The following is a 22672-nucleotide window of genomic DNA, read 5'->3' as shown; positions in this document are numbered from 1 at the left end:
CGGGGCGGGAGCGGGGGTGGTGGGGGCGGACGGGGGATCGCGAGAAGGGCGTCCGCCGAAGCGGACGCCCTTGTCGTACACCGCGGCCCGGGGCCGTCAGCGTGTCAGCGGTCCCGGGCGCAGTCGGCCTCGATCACGTCGAGGATCTCGCGGCCCCGGTCGACCAGGTACATGTGATCGCCCGGGAACTCGGTGCAGCGGAACGCGGCCGTGGTCGCGTCCCGCCACTGGCGGGCCTCGGCGGCGGTGACCAGGCCGTCGGCCTCGCCGCGCAGCGAGGTGATCGGCACGGACACGGGGACGTCGGTGCTGGGGACGTAGGCCTCGTGCATCTCGCAGTCGGCCTGGAGGGTGGGCAGGATCAGTTCCCGCATCTCGGGGTGGTCCAGGGCTTCGTGCCGGAACCCGGCGAACTCCTCGACGCGGGCGAGGAATTCGTCGCCCTCAAGGCCTGCTGCGCGGCGTTCGCGCTGGGTCCAGGGGCCCGGTGAGCCGCTGACGACGAGGCGCTGGACGTACACGCCCCGGGCGCCGAGCAGGTGTGTCAGTTCGTAGGCGAGGACCGCGCCGAGGCTGTGCCCGAACAGCACGACGGGGCCTGCTCCGCCGAGGCCGGCGGCGATGTGGTCGATCTCGTTCTTGGCCGCCTCGACGACGTTGCGGTAGGGCTCGTCGAGGATCCGCCGTTCCCTGCCGGGCAGTTCGACCGAGGTCACCCGCCACCGGCCGGCGGCCAGGTCCTGCCAGGGGTGGAAGAAGGAGGGGCCCGCTCCGGCGAACGGTACGCACAGCAGTGTGGTCCGCTCCCCCGGCTCCGCTGACGTCATGCCGGCCGACTCCTTCCGTTCGTGTCCCTGTTCGTCCGGGCGGCTCACCGCTCGGCCAGCTTCCGGGCGATGACCCGCATGATCTGGCCCGCGGGCCTGGGCATGTGCAGGTCGTGGTGGGTGGCGTCGATGTCGTACTCCTCGATGGTGCCAAGGACGTGCGGCCGCCAGTCGGGGCCGTAGGAGGTGAGTCCGTCGACCTTGTCCAGCCGGGCGTTGAAATACAGCACGTCGCCGCGGTAGACCGGTGACTCGAAGACGCCCATCTTCTGGAGGTTGTTGGCGCCCACCTGCGACATGGTGTCGAGGAAGGCGTCCATGTTGCCGGTGTTCATGAACTTGCCGAAGACTTCCTCGACATCGGCCCGGTAGAGCTCCTTGGTGCGGCCGGCGACCTCGCGGAAGCCGTTGTTCGTGGCGGAGTTGGCGGGCTGGGAGTCCAGGACGGCGATGAGGCCGACCTCCAGGCCGCGCCGGTCCATCGCCTCGGCGACGGCGTGCGCGATGGGGCCGCCGAAGGACCAGCCGACAAGGTAGTAGGGGCCTTCGGGCTGGACGGCGAGGATCTGGTCCAGGTAGTCCTCGACCATCTCCTCCACCGAACTCGCCATCGGCTCATGGCCGTTGGAGCCGCGGGACTGCAAGGAGTAGGACGGCCGGTCGGGCACGTGGGGTGCGAAGGTGAAGAACGCCCAGCCCAGGCCGCCGCCGCCGTGGAAGAACCAGACCGGTTCCTTGCCGGTTCCGGGGTCGCGGTTGAGCGGCAGCACGACGTCGAAGGAGTCGTCGTGGTTGCCGGGGATGCCGCCGATGAGCAGCAGCGCGGCGAGTTCGGCCACGGTGGGGTACTGGATGATCGTGCGCAGCGGCATGTCGACGCCGAAGTGCTTGCGGATGCGGGCGCTGAGCCGGGTGGCGAGCAGGGAGTGGCCGCCCAGGGCGAAGAAGTCGTCGTCGATGCCGACCCGCTCCAGCTTGAGGAGTTCGGCGAAGAAGGAGCACAGCTGCTCCTCGTGGGAGTTGCGGGGCTCGCCCTTGCTGACGGTGGTGGTGTGCTCGGCGGGCAGCGCGGCCCGGTCGATCTTGCCGGCCGGGTTCAGCGGTAGCCGGGACAGCGGCACCATCGCGGCCGGGACCATGTAGTCCGGCAGCCGTGCGCCCAGGTAGGCGGGGAGTTCGGCCAGCAGCGGGCCGATGGCGGTGGCCAGGGCGGGTGCGTTGGCGCGGACGCGTCCGGCGATCCCGCTGGGGACGAACGAGGCGGTGACGGTCTGCCGTGGGGGCAGCAGCACCGCGTCGAAGGCGTGGGCGCTCTGGCCGGACCAGGTCAGGACGGCGTCCAGGCCCTGGTGGTGTGCCCAGGCGGTGACGTCCTGGGGGTCCAGGGGCCTGCCGGTGGGCGTGTCCTCGGCGACGACGCCGGCGAAGCCGGCCGCGGCGGCCTCCTCCACCAGGCGGGCGTTGGGTATCCCGGTGATCCGCAGCGGGCCGCCCGCGCGCTCCAGGTGTCCGGTGAGCTCCTCCAGGGCGGAGATCTCGCCGCCCCAGGGCAGCGCGGGCACGGTGCTCAGATCGAGGGCGTCCGCCGGTTCCTTGTGCAGGACGACCTCGTAGCGGTGGCGGGTCAGCGCGTTGTGTTCCTGGCCGGCCTTGAGGCGGATGTCGGCGCCGGCGTGGTGGCGTGCCGCCCATTGGGCGAACCACTCGGGGGCGATGAGCAGTTCCCGTTCGGCGAGCAGTGCCTGTTCCACGGCCGCCCGGATCTCCTCGTGGGAGGCGTAGGGCTGCTGGGCGCGTTGTTCGGCCGTCGTCAGGATCCGCTGGGTGGCGGCGTTGCGGACGTCGCCGACGATGATCCGGCCGCCGGGTTCGAGGAGGTCCAGGGCCTGGGTGAGTACCTGGTCGAGGTAGTCGGCGCTGGGGAAGTACTGGACGGTGGAGTCGAGGACGACGGTGTCGAAGCCGCCTGGGGGCAGGCCGGTGAGGTCGTCGGCGGCCTGGACGGTGAGGCGGACCCGGTCGCCGTGGCCTGCCTGGCCGGCCTGGGTGCGCAGGCGGTCGATCGCCGTGGCGGACAGGTCGGTGCCCCAGTAGGTGTCGACCTGGCCGGCGATCCGGGACAGGAGCAGGCCGGAGCCGACGCCGATCTCCAGGACCCGGTGTGGTGCGTGGCGCAGGACGTGGGCGGCCGCGGCGTCCTGCCACCGGCGCAGTTGCTCGTGCGGGACCGGTTCGCCGCCGTAGAGGTTCTGCCAGGGCTGGAAGTCCTCGCCCCAGGTCTCGTCGGCGGCGTCCGCGTGGGCGTCGTCGTGGATCCGGCGCCATTCCTCGATCCGGGCGCCGGTGTCGGCGACGGCGGCGTCGGGGTCGGGTTCGACGTAGGCGACCAGGCGCTGGTCGCCCTTGTGGTCCTCGCGGACCACGACGGCGGCCTGCGCGACCAGGGGGTGTCCGGACAGGACGTGGTCGATCTCGCCGAGCTCGATGCGAAAACCGCGGACCTTGACCTGGGAGTCGGTGCGGCCCAGGTATTCGACCTGGCCGTCCTTGTTCCACTTCACCAGGTCCCCGGTGCGGTACATGCGGGCGCCGGCCGGTCCGAAGGGGCAGGCCACGAACCGCTCGGAGGTCAGACCGCTCTGGCCGAGGTAGCCGCGGGCCAGGCAGGTCCCGGCCAGGTGGAGTTCGCCGGCGACGCCGGGGGCGACGGGGCGCAGGGCCGCGTCCAGGATGTAGACCTGGTTGTTCCAGATGGGGGTGCCGATGGGGACGCGGTCGGCGCCGGGGACGTGCTGCCAGCCGGTGACCTCGACGGTCGCCTCGGTGGGGCCGTAGAGGTTGTTGGCGGAGCAGCCGGGCAGCAGTTCGGTGAAGCGGTTGGCCAGGGCCGCGGGGAAGGCTTCGGCGGCGACCTCGATCCAGCGCAGGCTGGAGCAGTCCGCGGCGGCGGGTTCGGTGACGAACGCGGAGAGCAGGGAGGGCACGAAGAACGCCGCGGTCACCTGCTCGCGCTGGATCAGCTCCGCGAGATAGCCGGCGTCGCGCCGGCCCTCCGCGCTGGCGACGACAACACTGGCGCCGGTCTGGAGGTTGGAGAACATCTCCGGGACGGAGGCGTCGAAGCTCGCCGAGGTGCTCATCAGCATCCGGTCCTCGGGCGTGACACCGAAGTGTTCCAGTCCCCATTCGATCCGGTTGGTGATGGAGCGGTGGGCGACCGGGACGCCCTTGGGGCCGCCGGTGGAGCCGGAGGTGAAGATGACGTAGGCGGCGTTGTCGGGCGACAGGGTCCGCTGGGGATCGGTGTCCGGGTAGGCGGAGACGTCCGGCAGGGTGTCTTCGAGGAGCAGCAGCGGGTCGGCGCTCGCGAGGATGTGGCGTACGCGTTCGGCGGGCAGTTCGGTGTCCAGCGGTACGTAGGCGGCGCCGGCCTTGACCACGCCGTACACGGCGGTGAGCAGGTCCACCGAGCGGGGGATCTTCACCGCGATCAGCCGCTCGGGGCCCGCGCCCTGTTCGATGAGCCAGTGGGCGAGCCGGTTGGCGCGGGCGTTGAACTCGGCGTAGGTCAGCGTCTCGTGCTCGCCGATCACCGCGATGCGCTCGGGGGTCCGGGCCGCCTGTGCCTCGAAGGCGTCCGGGAGGGTGGTCGCGGCGACCGGGCGGGCGGTGTCATTGACCTGGCGCACCAGGCGGTCGCGTTCGTCCTCGCCCAGCACCTCGATCGAGCCGATCGGGGCCTTGGGCGTGGCGGCGACCTGTTCCAGGACGCGTACGAACCGGTCTGCGAGGGCTTCGGCGGTGTCGCGGTCGAAGAGCTGGGTGGCGTACATGAGGTCGCCGCGCAGTGCGCCGGTGGTGTCGTAGGCGAGGCTGAAGAACAGGTCGGCCAGCGAGGTGTTGGTGAGGTACTGCTCGAACTCGACCTTGAGGCCGGGCAGTTCGAAGTCGGCCTTCTCGAAGCTCTGCCAGGCGAACATGACCTGGAACAGGGGCTGGTAGGCAGTGGAGCGTTCGGGGTTGATCAGTTCGACCAGGGTCTCGAAGGGCACGTCCTGGTGCTCGTAGGCCGCCAGCGCCTTGTCGCGGACCTGTGGGAGCAGGTCGGTGAAGGAGGGGTTGCCGGTGAGGTCGACGCGCAGGACCTGGGTGTTGACGAACAGGCCGACCAGGTCGGCCAGGCCCTCGTCGGTGCGTCCGGCGATCGGGTTGCCGATGGTGACGTCCTCGCCGCCGCTGAGTTTGCCCAGCAGGACGGCGAGCGCGGCCTGGACGACCATCGACATGGTCATGCCGCGCTCGTCGGCGAGCCGCTGGAGGCGGGCCGCGACCTGCGGCTTCACCAGGAGCGGGAGGGAGTCGCCCTTGGAGTCGCGGGCGGCGGGCCGCGGGCGGTCCAGCGGCAGGCTGAGCGGCTGCGGTACCCCGGTCAGTTCCTTGCGCCAGTGGGTGGCCTGGGCGGCGGCCAGCGAGCCGGGGTCGGTGACGTCGCCGAGGAGTTCGCGCTGCCACAGCGCGTAGTCCTTGTAGGTGACGGCCAGCGGCTCGAAGGCGGGTGCCTCGCCGGTGAGGCGGGCGGTGTAGGCGGTGGTCAGGTCGCGGGCGAGGGGGCCGCCGGAGACGCCGTCGGAGGCGATGTGGTGGATGAGCAGGACCAGGACGTGTTCCTCGGGCGAGCAGCGGAAGAGGCGTACCCGAAAGGGGATGTCGGCCATGAGGTCGAAGCGGTGCGCGATGAACGCGTCGACCGTCTCGTCGAGGCGGCCGGGTGCCACCTCGATGACCGGCACCTCCACGGGGGCCTGGGCGGCGGGCAGGATCCGCTGGTGGGGTTCGTCGTTGTCGTCCAGCACGTAGGTGGTGCGCAGCGTCTCGTGCCGGGCGACGACGTCCTGGATCGCGGCGACGAGGGCGGCCCCGTCCAGCGGTCCTGTCAGCCGGAAGGCCGGGGAGATGTTGTAGGTCTCCGCCCCGCCCTCCAGCTGGTGCGTGAGCCACATGCGGCGCTGTGCGAAGGAAAGCGGAATCACGGGGTCTGCTCCTCTGGGATCATCCTGCGGAGAGCGGGGCGAAGGGGTACAGCCGATTCCTCCGACCAGGCGGCGAGCGCCGCGACCGTCGGCAGGTCGAAGATCTTGCGGATGGGTATCTCCATCCCGATCTCGGCGCGGGCGCGGGTGATCAGCCGGGTGGCGAGCAGGGAGTGGCCGCCGAGTTCGAAGAAGCCGTCGTCGGCCCCGACCTTCTCCAGGCCGAGGATCTCGGCGAACAGGCGGGCCAGTGCCTGTTCGCGGGGGGTGGCGGGCGCCCGGTAGGGGGTGGTGGAGGTGAGGTCGGGTGCGGGCAGGGCCTTGAGGTCGAGCTTGCCGTTGGGTGACAGCGGCAGCCGCTCCAGCGGCACGTAGGCGGCGGGCACCATGTACTCGGGCAGCCGGTCGGCCAGGTGCTGCTGGATCTCGGCCGGGCCGGGCAGGCTCGCGCCCTCGGCGGGCACGAGGTAGGCGGCCAGGTAGGGGGTGGTGTCTCCGGGCTGCTGGGTGACGACGGCGACCTGGGCGATGTCCGGGTGGGTGGTCAGGGCGGCCTCGACCTCGGCGGGTTCCACCCGGTAGCCGCGGATCTTGACCTGGGTGTCGATGCGGCCCAGGTGCTGGAGCTGGCCCTGGGGGGTGAAGCGGGCCAGGTCGCCGGTGCGGTACATGCGGGAGCCGGCGGGCCCGTAGGGGTCGGGGACGAACCGGTCGGCGGTCAGGGCCGCCTGACGGTGGTAGCCGCGTCCGGCGCCCGCCAGGTACAGCTCGCCCGGGGTGCCCGCGGGCAGCAGGCCGAGGCCGGGGCCCAGGATGTAGGCCCGCACGCCCGGGAAGGGGCGGCCGATGGGCACGCCCGTGGGGTAGGGCTCGTCGGCATCGAGGAGGAAGCCGGTGGCGTAGAACGTCTCGCTGGGGCCGTAGCTGTTGATGACGCGGGCCTTGGGCCAGCGGGTGCGGACCCGCTCGGCGAGGACCGGGGTGAGGACCTCTCCGGAGATGTTCAGTGCGGTGGGGTCGATGCGGTCGGCGAGCTGGTCGACGAGCTCGGCGAAGGCGGAGGGCACCGAGCAGATGACGTCGACGTCCCAGTGGTCGCGTTCGGCCAGTTCCAGCACGTCGCGCACGATCTCGGCGGTGCCGCCGCGGGTGAGGGCCGCGAACGTCTCGAAGGTGGCGACGTCGAAGCCGAAGGAGGCGGCGACCAGGACGCGCCGTCCGTCCTCGGCGCCGGCCTGGGCGACCATCGTGTCCACGGCGTTCACGACGGTGGCCTGGGTGACGCCCACGCCCTTGGGCACGCCGGTGGAGCCGGAGGTGTAGATGACGTAGGCGAGGCTGTCGGGTCCGGCCTCGGGGCGCGGCGCGGCGTCCGGGGTGTCCGCGGGCGGGGCCGTCAGGTCGATGTGGTCCAGGAGGAGGACGGGGATGTCGGTGGCGGGGACGAGGGGGCGGGTGGCGGTGTCGGTCAGGACCAGGTGGGGCCGGGCGGTGGGCAGGACGTGCGGGAGGCGGGCCGCGGCGTAGGCGGGGTCGACGGGCAGGTAGGCGCCGCCCGCCTTGAGGACGCCCAGCAGGGCCACGACCATGTTCACGGTGCGCGGCAGGACCACGCCGACCACGGTCTCGGGGCCCACTCCGTGCCGGGCCAGTTCGCCGGCGAGCGCTTCGGCGCGGGCGTCGAGTTCGGCGTAGGTCAGCGACTGGCCGGCGGCGACCACGGCGGTCCTGTCCGGGAGGCGGGCCGCCTGTGCCTCGACCAGTTCGGTGAGGGTGACGCGGCGGGCCCGGGCGGCGTCCCGGTCGAAGGGGGCCAGCATCCGTTCGCGTTCGCCCTCCTTGAGCGCGTCGATCCGTGCGATCCTGCGCGCGGGGTCGGCCGCCAGCCGGCGCAGGAGGAGCACCAGGCGGTCCGCGTAGGTCCGGACCGTGTCGCGGTCGAAGACGCCCGGCGCGTACTGGATGACGAGCTGGAGGTGCGGGTCGGCGGCCGCCGTCAGGCACAGCGCGTAGTGGTTGCCGGCGAAGGGGCGCAGGCCGGTGAAGGTGATGCCGTCGGCGGCGTCGCTGGCGTCCTCCAGGCCCTCCCGGTCGACCGGGTAGGACTCGAAGACGACCAGGGTGTCGAACAGGGACCGTACCCCGGCGGCCCGCTGGATCTCCGCGAGCCCGTGGTGGTGGTGTTCGGCCAGGGCGGCCTGGCGGCGCTGGAGCCGGTCAAGGAACTCGCCGGCGGTGTCGCCGGGCGTGTGGGACACCCGTACGGGAAGGGTGTTGATGAACATGCCGACCATCGACTCCACGTCGGTGACCGCGGGCGGGCGCCCGGAGACGGTCGCGCCGAACACCACGTCCTGGCGGCCGGTGAGCTGGCCAAGCAGCAGCGCCCAGGCGCCCTGGACCAGGGTGTTGACGGTGATGCCCAGTTCGGAGGAGCGGCGCACCAGTTCGTGTGCCTCCTCGGTCCCCAGCGCGACCTCGACCTGGTCGCGGATCCCGTCGTCGGTGTCCGCGGAGTCGGGGGCGAGCAGGGCGGGCTCGTCGATCCCGTCGAGTTCGGCGGCCCACGCCCGTGCCGCCTCCTTCGGGTCCTGGCGGGTGAGCCAGGACAGGAAGTCGCCGTAGTCGCGGGGGGCGGGCAGCGCGGCCGGGTCGCCGTCGGAGGCGTACAGCAGCAGCAGGTCCTGCATCAGCAGCGGGGTGGACCAGCCGTCGTAGAGGGCGTGGTGGGCGGTCAGGACGAGTTCGGGACGGTCGGGGTCCAGGACGGCCAGGGCCAGGCGCATCAGCGGGGGCCGCCCGGCGTCGAAGTAGTCCTTCTGGTCGCGGGTGAGGAACTCCTCGAACCTGCGGGTGCGTTCGTCCTCGTCGAGGGCGGTCAGGTCCAGGTGCTGCCAGGGCAGGGGCACCGACTGCGGGATGACCTGGACGAGGTCGCCGTCCGCGCGGTCGGCGAACGCGGCGCGCAGGACGGGGTGGCGGTCCAGGAGTGCCTGTCCCGCGCGGCGCATCCGCTCGGGGTCGACCTGGCCGGACAGGTGGAAGACGAGCTGGATGTGGTACGGGTCGAACGACGCTCCGGCGAGTTTGGCCTGGAAGAGGATCCCGGACTGGGCGGGGGTGGCCGGCCAGATCCTGGCCAGCTTGCCGAAGCGGGTCTCCCAGGCGTCGATCTCGCTCTGGCCGACGGTGACCAGGGGGGCGTCGCTGGGGGTCAGGCCGCCGGCCTGGGGGGTGGTGGCGTGGCGGGCCAGGGCGGTCAGGGCCTGCGTCCACAGTCCGGCGAGTTCGGTGACGTCCTCGCGGGTCAGGACGCCGGTGGGGAAGCCGAAGTAGGCGCTCAGTTCGTCGCCGTCGCCGGTGTCGGTGGCCACCGCGTTGATCTCCAGCGCGGACAGGACGGGCATGTCCGCGTCCGGTGCGGCGATCAGGTCGCGGTGGGTGGTGTCGGGGGTGAAGCCCAGGCCCCGCAGGTGTTCGGGGATGTCCGCGGCGGAGGCCTTGCCGAGGTAGTTGAAGCCGATCTGCGGGCGGCGCAGGCGGGCCAGCGCCGGTGCGGTCTTCGCGTTGAGGTGGCGCAGCAGGCCGTAGCCCATGCCGTGGTCGGGGACGGCCCGCAGCTGTTCCTTGACGGCCTTGACGGCGCGTCCTGCGGCGGGGCCGCCGGCGAACGCCTCGTCCAGGTCGATGCCGGTGACGTCGAGGCCGACCGGGTACATGGCGGTGAACCAGCCGATCGTGGTGGACAGGTCGGCGCCGGGCACGAGGTGGTCCTCGCGGCCGTGGCCCTCCAGCCGCACCAGCGTGGGGGCCGCGCTCACGCCCCGCGTTCGGCGCCAGCGGGCCAGGGCCAGGGCCAGGGCGGCCAGGAGGCCGTCGTCGGGGCCGCCACGGAAGAGGGCGGGCACGGTGTCCAGGAGGGTGGCGGTGACATCGGCGGGCAGTTGGACGCGGACGGTGTCCACGGTGGAGGTGACATCGCGTGCGGGATCCAGGGGGCGGGTGCCCAGGACCGGTTCGTCACCGGCCTGCGTCTGCTGCCAGAAGGGCAGTTCGGCGATCCGCCCGGCGGTGGCCGCCTCCTCGGCGAGCGCGTGCGTCCAGCGGCGCAGCGAGGTGCCGGTGGGGGCCGGCCGGGGTTCGAGGCCGGTCTTGACCCGCTGCCAGGCGGCGGCCAGGTCGGGCAGCAGGATCCGCCACGACACGCCGTCGACGACCAGGTGGTGCAGCACGATCAGGAGCCGGTCGGCCTGGGCGGGTGAGGTGAAGCGGACGAACTGGGCCATCACGCCGGTGTCCGGGTCCAGGCGGTCGGCGGCGGCGTCGAGCTCGGCCTGGACGTTCGCGGCGTCGTAGGGGACCTCGCGTATCAGCGTGGCGGCCTCCACGGTGCCCGGCTCCCCCATGCGCAGGCCCTTCTCGGCCCGGTCCAGGCGGGAGCGCAGTACGTCGTGCCGGTCCAGGACGGCCTGGAGGGTCGCGGCCAGGCCCGTGCGGTCGATGTCCTCGGGCAGGGTCAGCAGCGCGGACATGCAGAACCGGCCGACGGGGCCGCCCAGGGCGAGGACGTGGGCGGCGGTCGGCGGCAGCGGGGCCCAGCCCACCCCGCCGCCCGGCAGTTCGGCCAGCGTCACGCGCTCCTGTTCGGCGCGGTTCTCGACCAGTTCGGCGAGCCGGGCGACGGTGCGGTGCTCGAAGATCTCCCGGGTGGTGATGAGGACGTCGCGGGTCTTGGCGCGGGCCACGACCTGGATGGAGCGGATGCTGTCGCCGCCGCCGGTGAAGAAGTCGTCGTCGGCGCCCACCTGCCCGGCGCCCAGGACATCGGCGTACACCTCGGCCAGCACGCGTTCGGTCTCGGTGCGCGGCGCCCGGTACCGGGCTCCGGTGAACTCCGGTGCGGGCAGGGCGGCCCGGTCGAGTTTCCCGTTGGCGGTCAGCGGGAGGCGGTCCAGGACCACCAGCTGGGCGGGCACCATGTAGTCGGGCAGCCGCTTGGCCGCGAAGCGGCGCAGGTCGGCCACCGACACGCCGGCGTTGATGTCCACGTCGCCGCCCGTGGCACCGGTGCCCGCCTGTGCCACGTAGCCGACGAGGCGCCGGGTGCCGGTGTGGTCCGCGCACACCGTCACGACGGCCCGGGTGACGGCGGGGTGCTGGGCCAGGACGGTCTCGATCTCGGTCGGCTCGACGCGGATGCCGTTCACCTTGACCTGGTCGTCCGCGCGGCCGGCGTATCTGAGGCGGCCGTCCGCGTCCCACCGGGCGAGGTCGCCGGTGCGGTACATGCGGGTGCCGGCCGGTCCGAAGGGGCAGGCCACGAAGCGCTCCGCGGTGGCGGTCGCGCCCCGGTGGTAGCCGCGGGCGAGGTGGCCGGCGACGTACAGCTCACCGATCACGCCCTGGGGGGCCGGGGCGAGCGAGGGACCGAGGACATGGGCGCGCATGTTGGCCAGCGGGGTGCCCACCGGTACCGCGCCGCCCTCGCTCCCCTGCCCCGGGACGGTGAACGTGGAGGCGTAGAAGCTCTCGGTCTGGCCGTAGGCGTTGACGACACGGGTGCCGGGCAGCATCTGGCGCACTCTGCGGACCAGGTCGCCGGAGAGCGCCTCACCGGCGAACACCACGGTGTCGACGTCGAGACGCAGGCCTTCTCCGGCGCCGTCGGCGGCGACCTGGTCGAGCAGGGCGGAGAACACGGTGGGCACGGCGCTGATCGTGGTGCCCGACCAGGCGTCGCGTTCGGCGAGTTCGAGGACGTCGCGGACGATCTCGACGCTCGCGCCGCGGGTCAGCGCGGTGAAGATCTCGAACACCGAGACGTCGAAGTTGACCGAGGTCGCCGCCAGCATCCGCGAGCCGGCCCGGACGTGGGTGCGCCGGGCCAGGTCCTGTACGCCGTTGACGACGGCGGCGTGGGTGACGGCGACGCCCTTGGGGGTGCCGGTCGAGCCGGACGTGAACATCACGTAGGCCAGGTGGTCCGGGCCCACGCCGGCCTGCGGTGTCCGGTCGGCGGGTCCGTCGAGGTCGAGGCCGTCGAGGTGGAGGACCTGCGGTGCGGGCCGGGCGAGGGTGGGCGCCGTCGCCCGGTCGGTCAGCACCAGGGCCGGGTCGGCGGCGGTGAGCAGCAGGCCGATGCGCGCGGCCGGGTAGGCGGGGTCGATGGGCAGGTAGGCGCCGCCGGCCTTGAGGACGGCCAGCAGGGCGACGGCCAGGTCCGCGGAGCGGGGCAGGGCGACGGCGACCAGGACGTCGGGGCCGACTCCGTGCTCGCGCAGCACGGCCGCCAGCCGGCCGGCGCGGTCCTCCAGTTCGCGGTAGGACAGTTCCGTGGTCCCCGAGACCACCGCGGTCGCCTCCGGGGTCCGTGCCGCCTGGGCGGTGACCAGTTCGGGCACCGTCGTGCCGTGCACGGGCCCTGTCGTGTCGTTGAGCCGGGCCAGCCGGTCCTGTTCGGCGGTGGTGAGCAGGTCCACGCGGTTCAGGCGGGTGGCGGGGGCGGCGGTGACCTGGCGCAGCACGCGGACGTAGCGCTCGGCGAGGCTCTGGGCGGTGGTGTGGTCGAACAGTTCGGTGGCGTACTCCAGCCGTCCGTGGGCGCGGCCCGAGGGGTCGGGGACGATGTTGAAGAACAGGTCGAACTTCGCGGTGTCGGTGCCCAGCGGGACGGGGGTGACCTTGAGGCCGGGCACGTCGAGCGGGGACCAGGCGAACTGCCAGGCGAGCATGACCTGGAACAGCGGCTGGTAGGCGGTGGTGCGGTCGGGGCCCAGGAGTTCGACCAGGTGCTCGAAGGGGACGTCCTGGTGGTCGTAGGCGCCCAGCGCCCTCTCGCGGACCTGGTCCAGCAGGTCGCCGAAGGTGGGGTTGTGGGAGAGGTCGACGCGCAGCACCCAGGTGTTGGCGAAGAACCCGACGAGGTCTTCGAGCTGTTCGTCGGGGCGTCCTTCGATGGGGCTGCCGATGGTGAGGTCGTTGCCGGCGCCGAGGTGGTGCAGCAGGACGGCCAGGGCGGCCTGGGCGACCATCGGCGCGGTGGCTCCGTGCTCGGCGGCCAGGCGGCCGATCCCGGCGACCACGTCGGGTTCGAGTTCGAGGTCGACGTGGCCGCCGCGGTGGGAGGCCGAGGTGGGCCGCGGCCGGTCCAGGGGAAGCTGTACCGGCTGCGGGACCCCGGCCAGCTCGCCGCGCCAGTAGTCGAGTTGTTCGAAGGCGACGCTGTCGGGGTCGTCGTCCTCGCCGAGCATCTGCCGCTGCCACACGGTGTAGTCCTTGTACTGCACGGCCAGCGGCTGCCAGTGGGGGGCCTGGCCGCGGCCGCGGGCGGCGTAGGCGGCCAGCAGGTCGCGCAGGAACGGGGCCATCGAGGCGCCGTCCGCGGCGACGTGGTGCAGGACGAACACCAGCACGTGCTCGTGTGCGGCCAGGCGGAAGACGCGGGTGCGCAGCGGCAGGTCCGTATCCAGCTCGAAGCCCTCGCCCACGAAGTGGCGCATCGCCTCGTCCACCGCGTCGGCGGCCACGTCGACGACCCGGAAGGCGGGGTCCGCCTCCTGGGGAGTCAGGATGCGCTGCTCCGGTGTGCCGTCCTGGTTCTCGACGAGCAGGGTGCGCAGGCTCTCGTGCCGGGTGACGACGTCGGTCACCGCCGCGGCCAGGGCCTCGGTGTCCAGCGGCCCGTCCAGGCGCAGCACGAACGGGATGTTGTACGTCGCGGACGGCCCCTCCAGACGGTGGAGGAACCACAGCCGACGCTGGGCGAAGGACAACGGGATCATCGTGCTACTCCTAAACGTTCATCTGACGCAGCTGGAGGCGGTTCGACTTGGCCGACTTCTCGATCAGGGCCGCCAGTTCGGCGACGGTGGGGCTGCGGAAGACGGTCGTGACCTTCACCTCGACGCCGAGCTCGTTGCGGATGCGGCCGACCAGCCGGGTGGCCAGCAGCGAGTGGCCGCCGTTGTCGAAGAAGTCGACGTCGATGCCGACCTCGTCCGCGCCGAGGAGCTCGGCGAACAGCCGGCACAGGACGTCCTCGTTGTGGTTGCGCGGTCCTCGCCCGGTGGCGGTCCCGGCGCGGTCCGGTGCGGGCAGGGCGCCCCGGTCGAGCTTTCCGCTGGGTGTCTTGGGGAACGCGGCGAGCGCGACGAGCGCGGTGGGGACCATGTACTCCGGCAGGCGTTCGCGGGCCAGGGCGGTCAGGTTCGTCAGGTCAAGGTCTGCCGGGTCCGTGCCGGCGGCCGCCGTCACGTAGGCGACGAGCCGCTGGTCGCCCGCGGTGTCCTCGCGTACGAGGGCGACCGCGCCGTCGACGTCCGGGTGCGCGGCGAGGGCCTGTTCGATCTCGCCGAGCTCGATGCGAAAACCGCGGAGCTTGACCTGGAAGTCGGAGCGGCCGATGTACTCCACCTGGCCGTCCTGGCTCCAGCGCACGACGTCGCCGGTGCGGTACATGCGGCTGCCGGGTGTTCCGAAGGGGCAGGCCACGAAGCGGTCCGCGGTCAGGGCGTTCTGTCCGAGGTAGCCGCGGGCGAGCTGGTCGCCGGCGAGGTAGAGCTCTCCGGCGACTCCTGCGGGCACCGGGCGCAGGGCCGCGTCCAGGACGTAGACCTGGGTGTTCCACACCGGGGTGCCGATCGGGAGGCGGTTCGCGCCGGGCACGTACTGGTGGGCGGTGACCTCGACGGCGGCCTCGGTGGGCCCGTAGAGGTTGTTGGCGGTGCAGTCGGGGAGGAGTTCGGTGAACCGCTGGGCGAGCGCGGGCGGGAACGCCTCGCCGGCGACCTCGATCCAGCGCAGGCTCGTGCAGTTGCCCGCGGAGGGTTCGGCGACGAACGCCTCCAGCAGGGAGGGGACGAAGTCGGCGCCGGTGACGTGTTCGCGGCGTATCAGCTCGGCCAGGTAGGCGGGGTCGCGGCGGCCGTCGGGGCGGGCGATGACGACGGCGGCGCCGGCCTGGAGCGGGGCGAACAGTTCGGGCACCGAGACGTCGAAGCTGGCCGTCGTGCTCAGCAGCACCCGGTCCTCGGGGGTGACGTCGAAGTGTGCCAGGCCCCACCGGAGCCGGTTCATGATGGCCCGGTGGGCGACCGGGACGCCCTTGGGGCCGCCGGTGGAGCCGGAGGTGAAGATGGCGTAGGCGGCGTTGTCCGGTGACAGGGTGCGTCCGGGGTCGGTGGCGGGGCGGCCGGTGAGGTCCGGGAGCCGCTCGTCGAGGACCAGGAGCGGGCGGGCGCTGTCCAGGACGTGCCGCACCCGGTCCTCGGGCAGTTCGGTGTCGATGGGCACGTAGGCGGCGCCGGCCTTGACCACGGCGTAGATGGCGACCATCAGGTCCACCGAGCGGGGGATCCTCACCGCGATCAGCTGCTCGGGGCCGGCGCCCTGTTCGATGAGCCAGTGGGCGAGCCGGTTGGCGCGGGCGTTGAACTCGGCGTAGGTCAGCGTCTCGTGCTCGCCGATCACCGCGATGCGCTGCGGGGTCCGGGCCGCCTGTGCCTCGAACGCGTCCGGGAGGGTGGTCGCGGCGACCGGGTGCGCGGTGTCGTTGACCTGGCGTACCAGGCGGTCGCGTTCCTCCTCGCCCAGCACCTCCACGGCGCCCAGGGGCAGCGACGGGTCCTGGAGGATCTGTTCCAGGACGCGCACGAGCCGGGCGGCGATCGTCTCGGCGGCCTCGTGGTCGTAGAGGTTCTTCTGGTAGTCGAGGGACAGGCGCAGGTAGGGGTCGGAGGCGTTGAGGGTGAGGGGGTAGTGGGAGCCGGCGAAGGGGCGGATGGCGTCGATCGTGAAGCCCGCGGAGGTGTTCGCGTCGACGATGCCCTCCCGGTCGACGGGATAGTTCTCGAACACGACGATCGTGTCGAACAGGGCGGGCAGGCCGGTGCCGCGCTGGATGTCGGCCAGGCCGTAGTAGTGGTGGTCGAGCAGGCTGATCTGCCGGTTCTGCAGATCGGTGATGACCTCGGCCAGGCTGAGGCCGGGCCGGCACAGGGCCCTGGTCGGCAGGGAGTTGATGAACAGGCCGACCATCTCGTCGCTGCCGGTCAGATCGGCGGGACGGCCGTTGACCGCGGCGCCGAAGACCACGTCCGGCTGTCCGGTCAGCTGGGAGATCAGCACCGCCCACGCGCCCTGGAGCAGGGTGTTGAGGGTGACGCCGAGCTGTGCGGCGCGCCGGGCCAGTTCGCGGCCCTTGTCGATCGACAGGGGTACCTCGACGCGTCCCAGGGAGGATGCCTGCCCGCGGGAGGTGAGGCCCGCGGCGACGAGGGTCGGCTCGTCGAAGCCGTCGAGTTCGGCCTTCCACCGGGCGGCGGAGGCCTCCTTGTCCTGGCGGGTCAGCCAGGCCAGGTAGTCGCCGTAGGAGCGGACGGGCGCGAGGTCGGTGGTGCCGGCGTACAGCCTCACCAGGTCGGTGATCACCAGGGGTGAGGACCAGCCGTCGAAGAGGGTGTGGTGCGCGGTGAGGATGAGTTTGGCCTGCTGCGGGCCGCAGGTGAGCAGGGCCAGGCGCAGCAGCGGCGGCCGGGCGGGGTCGAGCTGTTCGGCGCGGTCGGCGGCCAGGGCCGCGTCCAGGGCCGTGTTCTGTTCGGCCTGGCTGTGGCCGGTCAGGTCCAGGTGCCGCCAGGGCAGGGTGACATGGTCCGCGACGACCTGTACGGGTTCGCCGTCGGCGGTGGTCAGGAACGCGGAGCGCAGGTTGGGGTAGCGCTCCAGCAGGGCCTGTCCGGCGGCCCGCATGCGGCCGGGGTCGACGTGTCCGGACAGGTGGAGCACGAACTGCATGTGGTAGACGTCGAAGGTGCCGTCGGCGAGCGCCGCCTGGAACTGGATGCCGGACTGTCCCGGGGCCTGGGGCCACACGTGGGCCAGCGGGCCGTAGCGCTCCTCCCAGGTCTCGATGTCGCCCTGGCCGACGGTGACCAGCGGGGCGTCGCAGGGGGTGAGTCCGCCGATGTCCTCGCTCGCGGCGTACGCGGCCATGCCGTGCAGCACCTCGGTCCACAGCTCGGCCAGTTGTGCGGTCCGCTCGCGGGAGAGGACCCCGGTGGGGAACATGAACGCGGCCTGTAGGCGGGGGCCCTCGGCGGTGTCGGTGGCGACGGAGTTGACCTCCAGGGCGGACAGTGCGGGCAGGTCCGGGTCGGGCTCGGCGATCAGTTCGGCGGACCAGGACGCCGGGCCCCAGCCGCCGGTGCGCAGGTGCTCGGGTACGTCCGCGTCGGAGATCCGGCCGAGGTAGTTGAACCCGATCTGCGGCACCGGGAGGCCGGCGAGCCGCTGGGCGGTCCCGGGGTTCAGGTGGCGCAGCAGTCCGTAGCCCAGGCCCTTGCCGGGGATCTGGCGCAGCTGTTCCTTGACCAGCTTGATGGCCTTGGCGGCGGCGGGGCCGCCGGCCAGCACGCCGTCCAGGTCGACCGTGCTGACGTCGACGCGGGCGGGGTACATGGTGGTGAACCAGCCGACGGTGCGGGAGAGGTCGGCGCCGGGGACGGCGTCCTCCTCGCGGCCGTGTCCTTCGAGGCGGACCAGGGTGGAGCCGTCGGCGGCGCGCCACCGGTCCACGGCCAGGGCGAGCGCGGCGAGCAGCACGTCGGTGCCGGTGCCCTTGAACGCGGCGGGGAGCTTGGTCAGCACGGCGTCGGTGACGTCGGCGGGCAGCTGCACCCGTACGGTCTCGACGGTGGACCACAGGTCCTGTGCCGGGTCGAACGCCCGGCTGCCCAGCGGGGGGTTGGGTGAGGCGAGGACCTCGCGCCAGTACGGCAGTTCCGCTTCCCGTTCCGCGGAAAGCGCCTCGTCGGCCAGGGCGGCGGCCCAGCGGCGGGCGGAGGTGCCGACGGCGGGCAGTTCGGGGGCGGCGTCGGTGCGGGCCTGCTGCCAGGCCTCGGCGAGGTCCGACATGAGGATGCGCCAGGAGACGCCGTCGACGACCAGGTGGTGCAGCACCACGAGCAGCCTGCCGGCGCCCGAGGGCGGGGCGAACCAGACGAAGTCCGCCATGACTCCGGCCTCGGGGTCGAGCCGGCCGACCGCGTCGTGCAGTTCCCTCTTCGCCGCCGCGAGCGCGGACGGCTCCTGCCAGCGGCCCTCGCAGTCGACCCGGCGGAGGAGGTCCGCGGCCCGCACGGTGCCGGCCTCACGCGCGAGGAGGGTGGGCTCCTGGCCGGGGATCAGGCGGGCGCGCAGCAGGTCGTGCCGGTCCAGGACGGCGTCCAGGGTCATGGCCAGGCCGTCCGCGTCGATGTCCGCGGGCAGTTCGAGGACCATCGACATGGCGAACCGGTTCGTGCCGCCGCCGTGCTCGAACACGTGCCGGGCCACCGGCTGGAGCGGCATCGGGCCGACCCCGCCGCCGGCGTCCTCCGCCAGGACGGGGGTGTGGCCCTTGCGGGCGGAGGCCACCTCGGCGAGTCGGGCGGCGGTGCGGCATTCGAAGATCTCCCGGGTGGACAGTTCCAGGCCGCGGGCGCGGGCCCGGGCGACCACCTGGATGGAGCGCAGGCTGTCGCCGCCGACCGCGAAGAAGTCGTCGTCGGCGCCGATCCGTTCCACGCCCAGGACGTCCGCGTAGGCGGCGGTGATGACCGCTTCGGCCTCGGTGCGCGGCTCGCGGTAGGCCTCGCCGAGGAACTCCGGTTCGGGCAGCGCCGCGCGGTCCAGCTTGCCGGTCGGGCCGAGCGGGAGGCGGCCCAGGGCCACGAAGGCGGCGGGCACCATGTAGTCGGGCAGCCGGGCCGCGGCGAACTTGCGCAGTTCGGCGGAGGAGGCGCCGGCGAGGACGTCCACGTCGCCGATGCCTCCGGCGCCGTCGTCGCCGACGGCCCCTTCGCCGGTGTGCACCACGTAGGCGACGAGCCGCTTGCCGCCCGCGGGCACCTCCCGGCTGATCACCACCGCCTCGCTGATCCCGGGGTGCTGGGTGATCGCCGCCTCGACCTCGGCGGTCTCGATGCGGAAGCCGCGTACCTTGACCTGGCCGTCGCCGCGGCCGACGCACTCCAGCCGGCCCTGCGCGTCGTGGCGGGCCAGGTCGCCGGTGCGGTACATCCGCTCGCCGGCGGGGCCGTAGGGGTCGGGGACGTAGCGTTCGGCGGTCAGGGAGGCCCGGCCGTGGTAGCCGCGGCCCAGGCAGTCGCCGGCGACGTAGAGCTCGCCGACGACGCCCCGGGGCACCGGGGCGAGACCCGGGCCGAGGACGTAGGCGCGCATGGTCTCCAGCGGGGTGCCGATGGGTGCGACGTCGCTCTCGTCCCATTCCTCGAAGGGCGCCAGGGAGAAGGCGGTGGCGTAGAAGCTCTCGCTCTGCCCGTAGGAGTTGACGATCCTCGCGCCGGGCAGCGCCTCGCGCAGCTGGCGCACCAGCCGGCCCGGGAGGACGTCGCCGGCGAGGACGACGGTGCGTACGCCGGGCGCCTTGCCGAGGTGGGGGACGAGTTCGCTCAGTACCGAGGGGACGCCGCTGACGATGTGCCCGTCCCAGCTGTCGCGCTCGGCCAGGGCGAGCGCGTTGGCGACGAGTTCGACGCTCCCGCCGGTGCTCAGGGTGGTCAGCAGCTCGAAGACGGAGACGTCGAAGTTGACGGAGGTGCCGGCCAGCATCCGCCACCCGGGCGGTGCGTCGAGGACGTCCACCAGTTCCCGTATCCCCGCGACGACGCCCCGGTGGGTGATGGCCGCGCCCTTCGGCTCGCCGGTGGAGCCGGAGGTGTACATCACGTACGCCAGGTTGTCCGGGCCCAGCGGCGTGCGGCGGGACGTGTCGTCGGGGGCGCCGGTGGCCGGCTGCCAGTCGGCGTGCCGGTCGAGGCGGACGACGGCGCCGATGTCGTCGGCGGGGATCTCCTGCCAGGTCGCGGTGTCGGTGACGGCGAAGCGCGGTGCCGCCTGCGTCAGCACGCTGCGGGCCCGCCCCTGGGCGTACTGGGGGTCCAACGGCACATAGCCGGCACCGGACTTGAGGATGCCGAGCAGGCCGATCACCAGGTCCTCGGTGCGGGGCAGGGCGAGGGCCACCAGGTCCTCGGGGCCGGCACCGCGGCGGATGAGCTCCCAGGCGACGGCGTTCGCCCGCTCGTCCAGTTCCCGGTAGGTGAGGGTGCGTCCGTCGCAGGCGAGGGCGGGGGCGTCGGGGGTGCGGGCGGCCTGGCGCTCGAACAGGTGCGGGATCGTCTCCCCGGGCGCCTCCTTCGCGGCCCGGCCGCGGGCCGGGGCGAGGAGCTGCCGGCGTTCGGCGCTGTCGAGGACGTCGAGGGTGGCGATCGGGCGTCCGGGGTCGGCCACGAGCCGGCCCAGTACGCGTACGAACCGCCGCGCGATGGCTTCGGCGCTGTCCCGGTCGAAGAGGCCGGTGGCGTACTCCAGCCGGCACTGGGCGCCGCCGGCGCTGTCCGGGAGCAGGTCGAAGAACAGGTCGAACTTGGCGGTGCCGGTCTCCAGCCGTTCGACCCGCACGTCCAGGCCGGGCAGTTCCAGCGGCGGCACGGGCGGCTGCCAGGAGAGCATGACCTGGAAGAAGGGGTTGTAGGCGGTGGAGCGGTCGGGGTTGAGGAGTTCCACCAGCCGCTCGAAGGGCATGTCCTGGTTGTCGTAGGCGGCCAGTGAGCGGTCGCGGACCTGGCCGAGGAGGTCGTGGAAGTCCGGGTTGCGGGAGAGGTCGACGCGCAGCACCCAGGTGTTGACGAAGAAGCCGACCAGGTCGCGCAGTTCCTCGTCGGTGCGGTCCGTGATCGGCGCGCCGATGGACAGGTCGTCGCCGCATCCGAGGTGGTGCAGGAGCACCGCCAGGGCCGCGTGCATGACCATCGAGACGGTGGTGTCCGCTCCGGTGGCCAGTTTCTCCACCGCGCCGAGCAGGTCGGGGTCGATGGAGAACGGGATCCGGTCGCCCTCGGGGTTGATCACCCGTGGGCGCGGGCGGTCCGTGGGCAGTGCCAGCGGCTGCGGGAGATCGGCCAGCGCCTCTCCCCAGTAGGCCAGTTGGCGGGCGGACAGGCTCTCGGGGTCGGAGGGGTCGCCGAGTACGTCCCGCTGCCAGAGCGTGTAGTCCGCGTACTGCACCGGCAGCGGTTCCCAGGCGGGGGCGCGGCCCTCGGCGCGGACGGCGTAGGCCGTGGTGAGATCGCGGAACAGCGGTCCGAAGGACTCGCCGTCCACGGCGATGTGGTGCGCGACGACGACGAGGGTGTGCTCGTCGGGTGCGTGGCGCAGCAGCCGGGCGCGGATCGGGGTGTCGGCGGCCAGGTCGAAGGTGGCGGTGGCGGTCTCCTCGACGGCCGCCGCCCGGTCCTGCTCGGTGACGTCGGTGACGGTCAGGCCGAACGGCTCGTCCCCCGGCGCCAGCACCCGCTGGTGCGGGACGCCGTCGCCGTCCTCGACGATCACGGTGCGCAGGACCTCGTGCCGGTCGACGACGTCACCGAGCGCCGCCCGGAGCGCGCCGACGTCCAGGTCACCGGTCAGCCGCAGGGCGAATGCGCCGTTGTAGGTCGGCGACGGGCCTTCGAAACGGTCCACGAACCACAGCCGGCGCTGCGCGAACGACAACGGGATCATTTGTTGTGTCTCCATATCGGCGGAACCAGGAGGGGGCGGGCCGCGGTTCAGTTCAGGTCGAGCAGGTCCAGAAGTTCGTCGTTGTAGAAGTCGTCGATGGAGCAGGCCCCCGACAGGGTCGAGAAGTAGCGGTCGATGTGCTCCTGGTGGCCGACCAGGTGCCGCAGCATCTCCACGCGTCCCTCGGGCTTGAGTTCGGCCACGTTCAGGGCGCCCTGGTAGTGGCTGAGGGCCTCGCCGCTCAGGTCGTTCTCGTAGCGCTTGAGCGCGGTGCGCAGTGCGGCGTCGTCGTGGAGCTGGGTGCCGACGTGGCCGACGAGGGACTGGGCCTGGACGAAGGCCTCGGTGATGCCGCGGGCGGTGATGGAGTCCTTGTGGTTGACCGCGTCGCCGACCAGGACCCAGCCGGGTCCGTAGGCCTTGCGGAAGTAGTTCTCCTGGTGACCGGTGCCGTAGATCTGCTCCACCCGCCGGCCCTCCCGCATCCGCTCGTACAGCTCGGGCGCGGTGGTGCGGAAGGAGTCGAGGTAGAAGGGCTCCACTCCCTTGCGGACCTCGTTGTAGAGGTCCTGGGGGAAGTAGGTCATCAGCAGGGTGAGGTCGTCGTTGGTGGGGATGACGCCGATCCAGCGGCCGGGCCGTTCGTACAGCTCGAAGTGCGAGGGGACGTCCGCCCAGTAGCTGTAGTAGGTGCAGCTCACCCGCGGGTGCTCGATGACGTTGGGGGCGCCGGTCTTGCGGGCCACCAGCGAGCGCATGCCGTCCGCGCCGACGACCAGGCGGGCCCGTTCCGTCGTCTCGGTTCCCTCGGGCGTCGTGCAGCGCACGCCGGTGACCCGGTCGTCCTCCCACACCAGGTCCTTGACCGCGCAGCCCTCGCGGAAGTCCACGCCGGCCTCGACGGCGCCCTCGGCGAGCAGCGGGTCAAGGACGTAGCGCCGGGGCGCGTAGGTGTAATCGAGGCCGTCGACGGGCAGGGAGAAGCCCTCGATGCGCACGCCCGGGCCCTGGTAGCTCTGGCGGGTGATCGGGCGGCAGCCCGCGTCGCGGAGCTTGTCGAGCAGCCCCCACCGGTTCAGCAGCCCCATGCCCTGCATGTGGATGTAGTGCGAGGACAGCGTGTCCTGCGGGAACCGCGCCTTCTCCAGGAGCAGGACCGAATAGCCCTGGCGGGCGAAGAGCATGGCCGTCGGCGAACCCGCGCAACGGGCACCGATGACAATCACGTCGTACATGGCGCGCCTCTCTGACCGG

The 22672-nt window shown here is 72.7% G+C and carries 5 protein-coding genes; all 5 read right to left on the bottom strand.

Translation table 11 applies throughout. The features are described from left to right. Positions 1 to 104 precede the first annotated feature (104 nt). The 5 genes from ACZ4AA_RS31130 to ACZ4AA_RS31110 are packed head-to-tail and all read right to left on the bottom strand — an operon-like array spanning position 105 to position 22653. Positions 105 to 827, bottom strand: coding sequence for a thioesterase II family protein (locus tag ACZ4AA_RS31130; protein WP_467610117.1), 723 nt, complete (start codon positions 825 to 827; stop codon positions 105 to 107). A gap of 44 nt (positions 828 to 871) precedes the next feature. Continuing rightward, on the bottom strand, positions 872 to 5857 hold the full coding sequence (locus ACZ4AA_RS31125; RefSeq protein WP_467610113.1) for a non-ribosomal peptide synthetase: 4986 nt from the start codon (positions 5855 to 5857) through the stop codon (positions 872 to 874). Continuing rightward, a complete protein-coding gene (locus ACZ4AA_RS31120) occupies positions 5854 to 13638 on the bottom strand; it encodes an amino acid adenylation domain-containing protein (RefSeq protein ID WP_467610111.1) in 7785 nt (2594 codons plus the stop codon). Before ACZ4AA_RS31120 ends, ACZ4AA_RS31125 begins: the two co-directional genes overlap by 4 nt. Positions 13639 to 13648: 10 nt before the next feature. Next, positions 13649 to 21418 (bottom strand): amino acid adenylation domain-containing protein, encoded by a 7770-nt coding sequence (locus tag ACZ4AA_RS31115; RefSeq protein ID WP_467610109.1) that lies wholly within the window; start codon positions 21416 to 21418, stop codon positions 13649 to 13651. Between the two features lie 47 nt (positions 21419 to 21465). Then, positions 21466 to 22653 (bottom strand): NAD(P)/FAD-dependent oxidoreductase, encoded by a 1188-nt coding sequence (locus ACZ4AA_RS31110; protein ID WP_467610107.1) that lies wholly within the window; start codon positions 22651 to 22653, stop codon positions 21466 to 21468. Positions 22654 to 22672: the final 19 nt, after the last annotated feature.

This window comes from Streptomyces sp. NPDC024698 (assembly GCF_055559015.1).
Note: the sequence above shows the minus strand (reverse complement) of the source record. Positions and strands in the feature narration are given on the sequence as shown.